The following is a 13790-nucleotide window of genomic DNA, read 5'->3' as shown; positions in this document are numbered from 1 at the left end:
CCAGCGGAGGTGCGCGCCGAGGACGTGGCCGAGGAGCTCGTCCCGCACAAGGCATTCAGCGGAGTCCGCCGTGGGCCGGCAGGTGGCGTTGTTTCCTGGACGCGGTCAGGCGGCGGCCTTGCCGGGCTGATCGTGGGTGGAGCAGTGGATTCCGCCGCCGCCGGAGGCAATGGTGTCGATCCGCAGTTGGACGATGTCCCGCTTGGGGAAGTGTTCCTGGAGGATGGCCTTCGCCGTGGCGTCCGCCTTGCGGTCCCCGAACTTGGGCAGGAAGACTGCGTCGTTGGCGATGTAGAAGTTGGCGTAGGTGGAAACGAAGTCATTACCCTCGCCTGTTATCTTGTCGAGGTCCGGCTGAGGCAGGTCGATGATTTCGAAGTGCCGTCCCCGCGCGTCGGTGGCCTTACTGAGCACCGAGCGGGCCTGGTCGGCCGAGCGGGACCATGAGTCCGGGGGAGTACCGGGGAATGCCTGGTCGAGGAGGACCACGCCCGGTGCGGTGAACCGTGCGAGGCTGTCCACGTGTGCGTCGGTGATGTCCTTGCCGCGGATGCCCGCCAGCCAGACCACCTTTTCCACGCCGAGCGTCTCGATGAGTTCGTCCTCGATCTGGTCCCGGCTCTTACCGCCGTTGCGGTTGTCGTTGACGATCGAGCTCTCGGTGATGAGAAGCGTGCCCTCGCCGTCGGTCTCGAAGGAGCCGCCCTCCGCCACGAGCGGCGCCTGTTCGCGGGGGATGCCGTATGTGCCGAGCAGCTTGCGGCCCACCTGGGCGTCGGCTGTGTGTTCTTGTTTGTTGCCCCAGCCGTTGAAGTTGAAGTCGACGCCGACGACCTCGCCGTCCTCCTCGACGAAGACGGGGACGGTGTCGCGGGCCCACAGATCGTCGACGGCGAGTGGGATGACCTCGACCTGCGAACCGGAGGCCCGCTGGGCCGACGCCTGCTGGTCCGGGCGGGCCGTCATCACGACCGCCTCATACTCCCCGACGGCCCGGGCGATACGGGCGATGTCCTCCCGCACGTAGGGCAGGTCGTCCTCCCAGACGGAGGCGAGGGCAGGCCACGACATGAAGGTGCGCGTGTGACTCTCCCACTCGGCACCGAAGCGGCGCTCGGCGCCTGAGGCCGGGGTGCGGACGGGAGGGGTGGCCGTTCCGCCACTCACGGACTCCCCGGGACCGCAGGCCGTGGCGCCGAGTGCGAGGGCGCCGCCGATTCCGGCGAAGGCGCGCAATGCGGTCCGGCGGGAGGGGGGAGGTGGGACACGGTGTGCTCCGATCGTGGCGAGACTGTCCGGCGGCGACGGGCGGATCGCGGCGACGCAAGCGGTGGGAATCGCTGGCCTTGGCTTCATGTGCGTGGCGGCCGTGTGGTCGGCTGAGGCGAGGCATGAGTAGGGTGCCGTGAACGCCACTGTGACACTGACTGAATTTTCAGTCAAATTGCTACTACGTGGTGGACCTCGTCGCCCTCGTTCAGCCGACCAGGCACACGGTGTACGGCTCCAGCAGTCGCAGCCCTCGACCTCGGCCGTGATCGCGCCCCGCATCAGCTCGCAGGCGTGGTCAGCCGGCAGTGCTCCGATGAGCCACCGGGTGCTCAGGCCCTCCAGGAGGACGATGAACCGGTTACGAGCCTGCCGTTCGACGAGCTCGCCGACGAGCGGCCGTTCTGTGCGCGCAGTGCCGACGGCGAGCGACTCGTCGTGGCGCGGCTGGTCGAGGTCGCTCCGGGCGGCGGTTCCCTCATGGTCTTGTCGAGTCAGTAGCGGACGAGGGGCTGAGCCGAGGGGGAACCGGGTGGCCGTCCCGCCGGGCAGCGGTGGCGATCACGCGGCGCGGCGGTCCGGATAGGGTTCATGGCATGGCGTCTCGCAGTACTCAGATCCTGGAAGCGGCCGCCCGGGTGATCGCCCGGCGCGGGGTTCGCGGGCTCCGCGTGGAGGAACTGGCCAAGGAGGCCGAGGTATCCACCGGCCTGATCTACTACCACTTCAAGGACCGCACCGGAATCCTGCGCCACACACTGGAGTTCATCAACGACCGCGCCGAGCGGTACACCATGGCGCAGGACCCCGACGCGGAACCGTTGAGCCCGCGCGAGGAGGTCGATCAGGTCCTGCTCCTGGAGCTCCAGGACACCCCGGAGGTGCGCGAGAACAGCACGGCCTGGGGCGAGCTGCGGGCGAGTGCCGTCTTCGACCCCGTCCTGCGTGAGGACCTTGCACGGGCGACCCTGGTGTGGGTGCAGGAGGTGGCCGCGCTTCTGGGTCAGGTCCATCCCATGGCGCCGGCGGCCAGGCTCGCCTCGGCCGCCGAACGGCTCACCGCTCTGCTCGAGGGCCTGAGCATGCGCTGGCTGAGCGGTGGACTCGGGATCGACCACGCACGCTCCCTCATGTCCGAGGCCATCGAGGTGGAGCTGGCCCGGTTGCGGCAGCGGTAGCGCCTGGCCGTCCGCCGTCGTGCGGTCGTGCGCACCACGCGTGGAGGCAGGGGCAGGGTGCCTCTGCAGGCGGAGGCATGGCCCAAGCGTGTCCGGTCTATTGACTGAAAATTCAGTCAGTGCCACAGTGAGGTCATCGCCGGGCTTCGTCGGCCCGCTCGCGCTTCGATGCCGACTCGAGCCGAGCCACGAAAAGCCCCGAATCCCTCGCCTCTCCCCGCCTTCTTCGCAGGGGAGGAAGGAAGTGCCCATGTACGTCACGTACGCGAGGTCGACATGCCGCTGACTCCCACCGAGCGGGACCGCCTGCTGCTGTTCACCACCGCCGAACTCGCCCGGGCCCGCCGCGCGCGCGGCCTGCGGCTCAATGTGCCCGAGGCCACCGCGCTGATCGCGGACACCGTCTGTGAGGCCGCCCGGGACGGCCTGTGCCTGACGGAAGCGATCGAGCGGGGCCGTACCGTGCTCCGGCCCGACGACGTGCTGCCCGGCGTCGTCGATGTGGTCACCGAGATTCAGGTCGAGGCCGTCTTCGACGACGGCACACGCCTCGCCGCCATCGCAGATCCCTTCGGAGCCCGAGACCGGAACGACGGCGCGCCCGGTGCCGTGCTGCCCGGCCCGGACAACCTCGCCGTGCCCGAGCCGGTGCTCACGCTCACGGTGCGCAACACGGCCGCGGTACCGGTCAGCGTGACCTCCCACATCCACTTCTTCGAGGCCAACCCGCGTCTCGACTTCGACCGCGCCGCCGCCTACGGGATGAGGCTGGCGGCCCCCGCCGGGTCGTCGACCAGGTTCGACTCGGGTCAGGCCGTCGACGTGGGTCTGACCCCGATCGGCGGCTCGCGCGTCGCCATCGGCTTCGCGGGCTTGGTCGACGGACCTCTCGATGCCCCCGGCGTCAAGGAGCGGGCCCTGATGCGGGCCGCCGCCTGCGGCTATCTCGGCGCGAGGCCGCTCCAGGACGCCACGGAAGGAGTGCGGGCATGAGCCGGCCCACCGGGCACAGCGACCACTGTGCTCCCGGGCGCAGCCGCCACATCGACCCGCATGAGTACGCCTCCGCGCACGGACCGAGGGCCGGTGACCGGGTCAGGCTCGGCGACTCCGGGCTTGTCGTCCGGGTGGAATCCGACTCCCAGAAGCCCGGCGACGAGTTCCTCGCCGGCTTCGGCAAGACGGCGCGGGACGGGATGCACCTGAAGGCCGCCGCGGTCCGTGAGACCTGCGACGTGGTCATCACCAATGTTCTGGTGATCGACGCTGTCCAGGGGATCCGGAAGGTGTCGATCGGCATTCGCGAGGGCCGCGTCCACGCGATCGGGCGGGCCGGCAACCCCGACACCCTCGACAGGGTCGACGTCGTCGTCGGCACGGGGACGACGATGATCCCGGGGGAGGGGCTGATCGCCACCGCCGGGGCCATCGACACCCACGTCCATCTGCTGTCACCCCGGATCATGGAGGCATCGCTCGCCAGTGGCGTCACCACGATCATCGGCCAGGAGGCAGGACCGAGTTGGGGTGTGGGTGTGAACTCGCCCTGGGTGCTGAAGCACGCCTTCAACGCCTTCGACGCCTGGCCGGTCAACATCGGCTTGCTCGCCCGGGGTTCGTCCTCGCACCCGGCCCCCTTGGTGGAGGCCCTCGCCGAGGGCGGCGCGTCCGGTTTCAAGGTCCACGAGGACATGGGCGCGCACACGCGGGCGTTGGACACGGCGCTGAGGGTGGCCGAGGAGCACGAGTGCAGGTCGCCCTGCACAGCGACGGGCTGAACGAGTGTCTGTCGGTCGAGGACACCCTGCGTGTCCTGGACGGCCGGACGATCCACGCCTTCCACATCGAGGGCTGCGGCGGCGGACACGTACCGAACGTGCTGAAGATGGCGGGCGTGCCGAACGTCATCGGCTCCTCCACCAACCCGACCCTGCCGTTCGGACGGGACGCGGTCGCCGAGCACTACGGGATGATCGTCTCCGTCCATGCGCTCAAGACCGACCTGCCGGGCGACGCCGCCATGGCACGTGATCGGATCAGGGCCGGGACGATGGGTGCGGAGGACGTCCTGCACGGCCTCGGTGCAATCGGCATCACCTCTTCCGACGCGCAAGGCATGGGACGTGCGGGGGAGACTGTCCGGCGTACGTTCGCCATGGCTGGGAAGATGAAGGCCGAGCTGGGCCCGATGGAGGGCGATGGTCCGGGCGACGACAACGCCCGGGTGCTGCGCTACATGGCGAAGCTGACGATCAACCCGGCGATCGCCCACGGCCTCGCGCACGAGATCGGCTCGATCGAGGTCGAGAAGATGGCCGACATCGTTCTGTGGCGCCCGCAGTTCTTCGGCGCCAAGCCGCAGATGGTCATCAAGAGCGGCTTCCTCGCCTATGGAGTGACGGGTGATCCCAACGCGGCCACCGACACCTGTGAACCCCTTGTCCTCGGCCCCCTGTTCGGCGCCCACGGCACCACCCCGGCGGACCTCTCCGTGGCCTTCGTCAGTCGCGCCGCTGCCGAGTCCGGTTCCTTCGGTCGCCCGTACGACACGCTGGCCACCCGCCGTCGCCGGGTCGCCGTGCGCGGCACCCGCGGCATCGGTCCGGCCGACCTGTTGCTCAACTCCCGCACCGGAGATGTCCAGGTCGACGGCCGCACCGGCCTCGTGACGCTCGACGGGTCGCCTCTGCGTTCCGAGCCGGCGCAGGAAGTCTCCCTGAGCCGCCTCTACTTTCTCTGATCTCACCGGACTTTCTCTTGCCCAAGATCCTGACTGAGAAATCAGTCAGGGTCATGATTCCTTCCCATCGACCGAAAAGAGACCCCGATGACCGCATGTCGTATGCCCGCCGAGTGGTCCGAGCACGACGGCTGCCTGATGGCCTGGCCGACCCGAGTGGATCTGTGGGACGGCGTCCTCGACGCCGTGAAGCGGGAGTACGCCTACGTCGCCGGTACTATCGCCCGCTTCGAGCCCGTCACCATGGTCGCCCCGCCCGGCTTCGGCGACGACGCCCGCGCGCACTGCGGCGATGACGTCACCGTCGTGGAGCTCCCCCTCGACGACTCCTGGTTCCGCGACTCCGCGCCGTTGTTCGTCCTCGACGGCGAAGGGCGCCGGGCCGGCGTCGACTTCCGCTTCAACGCCTGGGGCCGCAAGCACCACCCGTACGACTCCGACGACCGCATCAGCGCCCTGCTCCTGGAGCACCTCGGCGTCGACCGCATCGCCTCCGACATGATCCTGGAGGGCGGGGCCATCACCGTCGACGGCGCGGGCACCCTCATCACCACCGAGCAGTGCCTCCTCCACCCGAACCGCAACCCGGACATGACCCGGGACCAGATCGAGGCCGAGCTGAAGGCGCGGCTCGGAGTCGAGAAGGTGATCTGGCTCCCGTACGGCGGACTGCTCGACACAGAGACCGACGGCCACGTCGACGGCGTATGCACCTTCGCCGCCCCTGGCAAGGTCGTCGTCTCGCTGCCCGAGGACCCGGAGCACCCCGACTACGCGCGGATGCGCGCCAACCGCGCCGTGCTGGAGGTCTCGACCGACGCGCGGGGGCGTGCCCTGGAGATCGTCGACGTCCCGCAGACCGCCTTCATCGAGGTCGCAGGCAACCGCGTCGAGGTCTCGTACCTGAACTACTACGTCGCCAACGGCGGCGTGGTCGTCCCGGTCGCCGAAGCCTCCCAGGACCTGGCCGCCCTCGCGGTGATCGCGGCCGCGTACCCCGATCGCAAGGTCGTCGGCGTGCCGGCTCCGGTGATCGCGTACGGCGGCGGCGGTGTTCACTGCATCACCCAGCAGATCCCGGTGGCCCGCCCCGGCGCGTAATCCCGCAGGAAAACCGTCAGCCACCCGTCCCCCTGCCGTACCGAAAGAGAGCGCGACGATGAGCACCGCACCACCCCCGCCCCGCGTCCCGAGACGCCGCCCCGTGAGGACCGCCCTCGCGGCCCTCACCTCGGTAGCCGTCCTCACCGCACTCGCCGCTTGCTCCGGCCCGCCCCGTGGCGGAGCCGGTACCTCGTTCGCGCTCTCGGCCGGTACCCCCAAGCCCAAGGGGGACATCGACTCCGTCACCTGGGCCGTCTACGCGGAACCGCCCACGCTCGACTACACGATGACGTTCGACTACTCGCAGAACACCATCCTCTCCAACATCTGCGAGAGCCTGATGCGCTGGACACCAGGACTCACGCTCGAACCCGGTCTCGCGGAGAAGGCGACCAACCCCGACCCGACCACCTGGGTGTACGGCCTGCGGCACGGAGTGCGGTTCCACGACGGACGGACCATGACCGCGGATGACGTGGTCTTCAGCCTCCGTCGACAGACGGACCCGAAGAACGCCGCCGCCTGGGCGCAGAACTTCCAGAACGTCGCTTCCATTCGGAAGACCGGCCCCCTCCAGGTCACCGTCAAGCTGAAGAAGCCCGACTCGCAGTTCCCCCAGTACATGGCGACCGCCGCCGGTGTCGTCGCCTCCAAGGCCGGGGTCACCGCGGCGGGCGCCGACTACGGCACCTCAGGCGGCCTCGCCTGCACCGGCCCGTTCACCCTCGGCGCCTGGCAGAAGGGGCAGTCACTCGAACTGAGGCGCTTCGACGGCTACTGGGGCCCTCCGGCCAAGGCCGAAAAGTTCGTCTTCCGCTTCCTCACCGACCCCGCGGCCCGCACCAACGCCCTGCTCAGCGGAGAAGCCGACGGTGGCTACCTCATACCCACCGAGAGCTACGGGCGCCTCAAGGGCAGCGGGACGGGCACCCTCTACTTCGGCGAGGGCCTCAGCACCGTCAACCTCGATATCACGAACATGAAGGGCCCGCTCGGCGACATGCGCGTACGCCAGGCGCTCTCCCTCGCCCTGGATCGCTCCGGATTCGTGAAGGCCGGCCTCGGCGGCGCGGGGACCGCCACCAGCTCCCTCACCACCCGCGCCGCATGGGCGGGCGCGTCATCCGAGGTCCGCAAGGCGGCGCTCGACGGACTGCCGCCCAGGACCCGGGACGTCGAGCGGGCGAGAGCGCTCGTCAAGGAGGCCGGCGCCACCGGTAAGACCCTGACCGTCGCCACCAGCTCCATCGGCCAGGACGTCTCCCTCCTCGCCACCGCCGTCCAGGCCGCCGGCAGCGAGATCGGGCTGAGGATCACCCTCAAGTCCGTTGCCCCCGATGCCTTCACGGCGCTCTTCACCGACCCCGAGGCGCGCGAGGGCATCGACATGTTCCCGCTCACCTACTACGACTCGATCACCGACCCGCTCGACTTCCTGACGAACTTCAGGACCGGCGCGTACCTCAACTTCGCCGGCTACAGCGACCAGCGTTACGACGCGCTGGTCGAGCAGGCCACCGCCACGTACGACAAGGACCGCCGCCTGCGCATCGAGAGCGAACTCCAGCGGCAGGCTGCCGAACGGCTGCCCTGGATCCCGGTCGCGGAGTGGCCGACCGCCCTCTTCCTCAACAAGAGGATCACCGGCGCGCCCACCACCATCGCGTACCTGTACTACCCGTGGGCAGCCGACGTCGGCGCCGCGGACGCGGGGGCCACGCCGTGAACACCGTCGACTTCCTGAGATTCGCCGTACGCCTGCGGGCTTCTCGCCCGGGTCGTCACGCCGTGGGGAAGGGGACGGGGCGGACATCGATCTCGTGCATGCGCTTGGTGTAGTCCCGGTAGCGGCGGCGGGCTTCGCCGTGCCGGCCCGCCGCGGAGAGCGCGGCGATCAGCCCGAGGTGGGCCGACTCGTCGTAGCCGTCCTCGCCGATCAGGCGCAGGTACCAGCCAGCTGCCGCGTCGCAGCGGTCCAGCCGCAGGCATCGCCGGGCGAGGGTACGGACGACGTCGCGGTGCAGCTCGGCGAAGGCCGCGCGCGGGCGTTCGCTCCATTCCCCGGTGAGCTCGCCGTCGTCGCCGAAGTCGCCGGTGTACATGCCGACGACCAGTTCCAGGCGCGCCACCATTTCGAGGCCGGCCGTCGTGTCCCGGCTGCCCTCGACCGCGGCGTTCGCCGCGATGGCCGCACGGGCCGCGTCGTGGAACCGGACCGTGTCGAGGACGACGTGCTCCGTGTTGAGCCGCACGCTGGAGGGATCGGTGACCAGAAAGCGGTTGGCCGGATGCCGCCGCGCCGGGTCGAGGACCGCGCGCACCGTCGAAATCAGCACCGACAGGCGGCGGTTGGCCACCTCTGAAGGTGTCTGCGGCCACAACAGGGCGGCGAGCGCGGTGCGGGTGACCGGTCTTCCCAGCCGACCCGCCAGCACCTTGACGAGCTCACGGGCCTTCCGCGACTGCCATCCGGCCGGGGGAACGGGCGTTCCGGAGAGCAGTACCGCCAAGTGGCCCAGGGTCTGCACGGCAACCTCGGGGACCGGCGGCGGACCGATCGCCGCCAGCGGCCCGGCGATGTGCCAGACGTCGTCGCATACCCCCAGCCGGTGCAGCCGCTGCCAGGCGACGTCCTCGGACAGCCGGTCGCCCGCGTGGCGCGCCCGCAGCAGTGCGTTGGTGGCCAGTGCCACCTCGTTGCCCGTGTCGGCCCAGATCGCGGCCGCCTCCACCAGCCCGGCGGTACGACGTGCGGTTGGATGCCCCGGCATCGCGGCCGAATCACCCCGGTATGCGGCGAGCGCGGCGAGTTCCATCGCCTCGGCCAGCCCGGCCGGGTCGCGGCGGCGGCCGGCCTCCGAGCGGACATCTGCGGCGTACCGGGCGGCCGAGGCGGTGTCTCCGCTGCACAGTGCGACCCAGCCTGCGGCCAACTCGCCGGTGACCGGCCCGGCGGCGCTCGGAAGCGTGAGGGACAACTCCGCGTACCGCGCCGCCTCGCCCGGATCGTCGGCGTAGCAGGTGCGCGCCAGCCCCGCCCATGCCTGCGCCACGACCTGGGCGTTGCCGTCCGGCTCGGCCATCGCCACGGCCTCGCGGTAGGTCGCCGTCGCCTGCCAGGCGGAGCCCCGGCTCAGGTGCACCCGGGCGATCATCACCAGTCCGAACGCGGCCAGCGGTGAGCCCTCCCGCTGCCACAGGGCGAGCGCGCGATCGGCGTCGGCGCGGGCGGCGTTGAAATCGCTGAGCCCCAGCCAGGCCTCGGCACGGTTGTGCAGGGCCAGTGCGAGCAGCGTCTGCTGGGGGGCGCCCTCACCGATGCGGATCGCCTCGGTGAGGGCGTCGACCGCCTCGCGCAGACGCCCCTCCTCGACCAGGCGGGAGCCGACGTTGGAGCGGATCCGCAGCTGCAGGCCTATGTCCCCGGCCCGTTCGGCCGCCGCGAAGGCCCTGGCGTAGGCGTGTTCGTTGGCGGCGCGATCGCCCTCACTGAAGGCGGCCAGCGCCTGGGCGAGGTAGGCCGCTGCCAGCGCAGCGTCGTCGCGGCTCTGCTCGGCAGCCCGTACCGCCTCGTCGGCGAGGCTCCGCGCCCGCGTCCGGTCACCACGGGCCCAGCGTGCTGCCGACCGGCCGGCCAGCAACTGGGCCTGGTCCGCGTCGGCGTCCCCGGCGGCCGCGCGTTCGTACAGCGACTCGGCGCCCTTGAACTCGCCCCGCTGATGGAGTACGCGGCCGAGCCTCCAGGCCAGTTCGGCAGGCAGTAGCGCGTCCGCCGGGAGTGTCGCGACATGCCGCAGCGCCTCGTTGTACTGCCCCTGTCGCAGGGCCGACTCCGCCAGTCGCGCGACAGTATCGGGGTCGCGCACCCGGTCAGCGCCCGCAGCCCCTCCCGCGCCGGTGGTCACCGCGTCAGAATACTCTGACGAAGACGGACGAGCCGGGTGGTTTCGGGAAGTCCGGGACTCACTCCCGGCAGCGTTTCTGGCGTGGGTTCCGGCGGGGCTCGGAGAGCCGGACCTCGCCGAGGTTCTCCGGAGCGTCGATCCGGTACTCGCCGGTGTCGTCGTAGCGTCCCTCCCGATGCCGGTGATCTCGCGTTCGCGCGCTCAGAACAGCCGTTTGGAACAGCGCACAGAGACCGCGTGACGCATGCTGCCGTAGTCGGGCCAGGCGCGCCTGTGGTCGGCGGCGCCGCCGACCGGGAGGGCCACCGCGCGTGGGGCGAGGCCGAGCGCCGCCGCGCAAGCCGATGCCGGCCCAACAGGGTGACCCAGACGGCGGACTGCCGGCCGAACAGCCCACTCGCGGCGAGGTGTTCAGGCACACCCGGCCGGCGGCCCGCGGCCTCGGCGCCCCGCCGGGTGCCGCGCTCGCCGTTCAGTCCGCCCGTCAGCATCAGGAGCAGCGCCCAGGAGACGATGCCCGCGCCGGGCCGGCGTTGTGCTTCCCGTCCGCCGTCGCACACGTGCCGCGAAGCCGGTCAGGCCCGCTATGACGTTGGCCGGGACCGTCTGGATCGCGTTGGAAGACCGCGTCGTCGTGCTACTGCCGGGAGTAGGCGATGCGGTTCTCGGTGACCGACAGCTCTTCCTGTGTCTGCCGTTCGTGTGCGGCCTACCCGCGTCGGGTCCCACGCGGTTGGGGGACCAGATCGTGGCGTCGCCTGAGCTGTACCTCGATCTGAGGCCCAGGCGTTGTCCACCGCACCGCGCCTGCGGGCGAGACCGTTGTAGGGCACGACGAAGGCGAGGATGAACAGCAGCACGACGAGAACGACAGCGACGGGTAGGAACGCGGGACGCGGGGGCTCCTGCGGATGGGACGGGTGCGCACGGGGGACGCGGGTCAGATCCGGGTGGCCACCTCTCGGGCCAGCTCTTCCAGTGGTGTGCGGTTCTCCGCTGGGTCGTTGAGCCGCACCAGACGGATCGACACCCACCGGTCGGACCTGCGGAGGAAGACCGCCTCGTCCTCGGCGTACGCCTCGTCGCCGATACCGGTCAGCCGCCTGAGCGTGTGTCCGAGGTCGCGTTCGATGTCGAGGTACTTCTTCGCACCGTCCCCGACGAAGATCTCCACCTGGGCCGTCGGCCCGGTGACGGGACCCGTGTAGGTGCAGGTCTCCCGTACCGGTGTCGCGGGGTCGAGCGCTGTTCCGGCCAGCTTTTCGGCCTGCTGCCTGGCCACAAGGGCGCAGGGGTCGACGGCTGCCCCATTCGGCGACGGCGCCTCGGTGCTCTCCTCCGGAGTCCGGGTTGCCGTGGCCGGCTCGGCCGGCGAGGGGCCAGCTGCCGAGGGCTGCCCGTGGCCGCCGCACCCGGACAGCGCGAGCAAGGCGAGCACAGCCAGGGGCACCAGTGGCAACGGCGGGCGGCTGCGGTTGCGCTTCATCGGGATCCTCATTGTCTGCCTTCGTGTCGGTGTCAGGACTTGCACAGCGGTACGTCCGGCAGCGTCTGCTGTCTGTGGACGAAAGGTGTCAGGCTCTCCTGCACCAGCTGGAACTTCATCGTGGGCAGGAGCTTCTTGAGGGCGGCCATGGCCACGGCGGTGACGGAGACCCCCACGCCCCCGCCGACCTTGCCGTCCAGCGTCGCTCCGACACAGCGGGTCAGCGGGGCGCCGAGGGCCGAGCCGTTGGTCACCCCGAAGTCCATGACGAGCTTGGTGTAAGGACCGGCGAAGGCGGCGGGCACACCGACTCCGACCTGGACCTTGAACTCGACGGCGGTGGCGATGCCGCTGACTCCGACGGAGATTCCGGTGACCGAGTCCATGATGCTGGACCTTTCCGAGCCGAACGTCCTGGACACCGCGGGCCTTTCCGTCGATGGTCCAGGTCAGACCGTCACCGGATGCCGACCGGATCGCTCGCGGCCCGCCCTCGACGATCACGACGTCGGGCTGGTAGGTGATCGATGGATCACGGACCGGCCGGGTCCCGTAGGTGAGCGCGGCCTCGGACATGTCGGCCGGACCGGAGCCCTCGTGCTCACGCCCGGATGCGCCAGCGCATGCCGCCGTGGTGGTCAGGAGGAACGCAATCGCGAGCGGCGCGGCCCGCCTCCCCGGGCGGAGGGCCGCACCCCCCCGTGACACAGCCGACAGCAGCCGAATACCTTTCATGCCGTGATCCGTTCGCCATGGCCGACGCGCGCGGCGCCGTACCCCCGTGGATTATCATCAACTGGCGTGTTCGCGCCCTGTTCAGGAATCCTTCGGGCCACCGGTCGCTGCGTCGCCTCCCGCCGACCGCGTGCCGTGTTCGTGGGGTGCGGCCCGGCGCGGGCCCGGCTGCCGGTGTCAGATGCGCGCGGCCACTGTCCGGGCGAGTTCGTTCAGCCGCCCGGCGTTGTCCGCCCTGTCCGCCGCCACGGTCATCGCCACCCAGGTGCCCGACTTCCGGAAGAGCACGGCGAAGGTCCCGTGATCGGAGGCGTCGTAGGAGTAGGCCTCCTCGCCCACGCCGGAGAGCGGCTTCTTGCGGGCTCCCGCGAGCATGTCGTCGGCGAAGGCCTTGGCTTCGTCACCCTGTAGGGTCGAGGAGATCAGCACCCCTTCGTGCGAGTACTCGCAGCCTGTGGTGTTGAACTCGCTCGTCTTCGCCGTGACGGACACGCCTCCCAACTGCTGGACCTCCTGGACGGAGATGAGCCCGCAGGGGTCCGCCGACGGCCTTTTCTTCGGGGCTCCGCCGCTGTCGCCTGTGCTGTCCGTGGCGTTCGACTGCGGCCGTTCGGCAACCGAGGGAGCCCCATCGCCGGAGCCGCCGCACCCGACCGCGGTGAGCGTCACGAGCAGCGTCACGGTCAGCACCGGAGCATGCAGCAACCGTCTTCGGGACATCATCAGCCAGACCTCCTTGTCACCTCCGCCGACCCTGCGCCGTGCGAGGGCGGCAGCTCCGGCCCCGTACTGTCCGGGCCGGTCCACCGCCCTGATCAGCATGGACGCATGTGTTCGTGCCCGGTTAGGGAATTCTTCAGGTGAACGCAGGCGCCGCTCGCCGCCGACTCGGCCGGCGCAGCCCGCGCACGCGCGGGAAACTGGTGACGGGCGCACTGGAATCGGTCGGGCCGGCCGACGCGGCCGGAGCGTATCGGTGGCAGCTCTCGGGCGGGATACATCAGCGGTCGGCGTCGCCCGCACGCTCGCGTCGAGCCCTGTGCTGCTGATGGACGGGCCGTTCGCGGCTGTCGACGCGCAGACGCGCGCCGATCCGGAGGCCCTCGTAAGAGGCTGCGGCGGGAGCGGGGCACCACGATCCTGTTTGTGACGCTCGACATCGACGAGGCCGCGTACGCGGGCGGCCCTTGGCGAGATTGGGGTGGCCCGGCTGCAGCCAGGCCGCGCAGTCCGACCAGGCACTGTTCCGACTGGAGTTGCCATCGGCGTCGGCAAGGTTGTGGGTGCCCGAGCCGGACGGTCAGGGCCAGTTGTAGATGTCCGACCGAGCCGACCCCGGTGACCTGGATGTTGCTGAGCCTCGCCAAGCCCTG

General features: G+C 70.5%; 10 protein-coding genes and 2 pseudogenes. 7 read left to right on the top strand and 5 right to left on the bottom strand.

The features are described from left to right. Positions 1-105 precede the first annotated feature (105 nt). Entirely contained in the window at positions 106-1167 is a 1062-nt protein-coding gene (locus tag ACZ68L_RS16655; protein ID WP_469577540.1) for an agmatine deiminase family protein, read from the bottom strand. Between the two features lie 396 nt (positions 1168-1563). Between ACZ68L_RS16655 and ACZ68L_RS16650 the strand changes: the two genes are divergently transcribed. The 6 genes and pseudogenes from ACZ68L_RS16650 (at position 1564) to ACZ68L_RS16625 (ending at position 8017) form a co-directional block, all read left to right on the top strand. Then, positions 1564-1770 carry a hypothetical protein gene (locus ACZ68L_RS16650; protein WP_469577539.1) on the top strand — a complete coding sequence of 69 codons (207 nt, stop codon included), beginning with the start codon at positions 1564-1566 and terminating at the stop codon, positions 1768-1770. 95 nt (positions 1771-1865) lie between these two features. After that, entirely contained in the window at positions 1866-2447 is a 582-nt protein-coding gene (locus ACZ68L_RS16645) for a TetR/AcrR family transcriptional regulator (protein ID WP_469577538.1), read from the top strand. 276 nt (positions 2448-2723) lie between these two features. Continuing rightward, complete coding sequence (gene ureA, locus ACZ68L_RS16640; protein ID WP_469577537.1) at positions 2724-3440, top strand: urease subunit gamma; 717 nt, start codon at positions 2724-2726, stop codon at positions 3438-3440. Further along, positions 3437-5187, top strand: a pseudogene (locus ACZ68L_RS16635) (urease subunit alpha). Before ureA ends, ACZ68L_RS16635 begins: the two are co-directional and overlap by 4 nt. Before the next feature lie 87 nt (positions 5188-5274). Beyond that, positions 5275-6288, top strand: a complete 1014-nt coding sequence (locus ACZ68L_RS16630) for an agmatine deiminase family protein (protein WP_469577536.1) — start codon at positions 5275-5277, stop codon at positions 6286-6288. Between the two features lie 58 nt (positions 6289-6346). Continuing rightward, positions 6347-8017 (top strand): ABC transporter substrate-binding protein, encoded by a 1671-nt coding sequence (locus tag ACZ68L_RS16625; RefSeq protein WP_469577535.1) that lies wholly within the window; start codon positions 6347-6349, stop codon positions 8015-8017. Positions 8018-8072: 55 nt separating this feature from the next. On the opposite strand, the gene ACZ68L_RS16620 is transcribed toward ACZ68L_RS16625, so the two are convergent. From ACZ68L_RS16620 to ACZ68L_RS16605, 4 genes are all read right to left on the bottom strand, one after another. After that, entirely contained in the window at positions 8073-10196 is a 2124-nt protein-coding gene (locus ACZ68L_RS16620; RefSeq protein WP_469577534.1) for a BTAD domain-containing putative transcriptional regulator, read from the bottom strand. A gap of 940 nt (positions 10197-11136) precedes the next feature. Next, complete coding sequence (locus ACZ68L_RS16615) at positions 11137-11682, bottom strand: DUF3558 family protein (protein WP_469577533.1); 546 nt, start codon at positions 11680-11682, stop codon at positions 11137-11139. A 32-nt stretch (positions 11683-11714) separates the two neighbouring features. Beyond that, on the bottom strand, positions 11715-12068 hold the full coding sequence (locus tag ACZ68L_RS16610; protein WP_469577532.1) for a hypothetical protein: 354 nt from the start codon (positions 12066-12068) through the stop codon (positions 11715-11717). A 526-nt stretch (positions 12069-12594) separates the two neighbouring features. Then, entirely contained in the window at positions 12595-13239 is a 645-nt protein-coding gene (locus ACZ68L_RS16605; protein WP_469577531.1) for a DUF3558 family protein, read from the bottom strand. Between the two features lie 89 nt (positions 13240-13328). On the opposite strand from ACZ68L_RS16605, the pseudogene ACZ68L_RS16600 reads away from it, so the two are divergent. Then, positions 13329-13599 (top strand): annotated as a pseudogene (locus ACZ68L_RS16600) (ABC transporter ATP-binding protein); the annotation flags it as partial. Between the last annotated feature and the right edge of the window lie 191 nt (positions 13600-13790).

It is taken from the genome of Streptomyces sp. NPDC104309 (assembly GCF_055584025.1).
Note: the sequence above shows the minus strand (reverse complement) of the source record. Positions and strands in the feature narration are given on the sequence as shown.

Bases quoted from the DNA above. Each gene is read 5' to 3' on its own strand.
- ACZ68L_RS16630 (WP_469577536.1), top strand. From the start codon at position 5,275: ATGACCGCATGTCGTATGCCCGCCGAGTGGTCCGAGCACGACGGCTGC.
- ACZ68L_RS16610 (WP_469577532.1), bottom strand. From the start codon at position 12,068: ATGGACTCGGTCACCGGAATCTCCGTCGGAGTCAGCGGCATCGCCACC.
- ACZ68L_RS16605 (WP_469577531.1), bottom strand. From the start codon at position 13,239: ATGCTGATCAGGGCGGTGGACCGGCCCGGACAGTACGGGGCCGGAGCT.
- ureA (WP_469577537.1), top strand. From the start codon at position 2,724: ATGCCGCTGACTCCCACCGAGCGGGACCGCCTGCTGCTGTTCACCACC.
- ACZ68L_RS16645 (WP_469577538.1), top strand. From the start codon at position 1,866: ATGGCGTCTCGCAGTACTCAGATCCTGGAAGCGGCCGCCCGGGTGATC.
- ACZ68L_RS16615 (WP_469577533.1), bottom strand. From the start codon at position 11,682: ATGAAGCGCAACCGCAGCCGCCCGCCGTTGCCACTGGTGCCCCTGGCT.
- ACZ68L_RS16625 (WP_469577535.1), top strand. From the start codon at position 6,347: ATGAGCACCGCACCACCCCCGCCCCGCGTCCCGAGACGCCGCCCCGTG.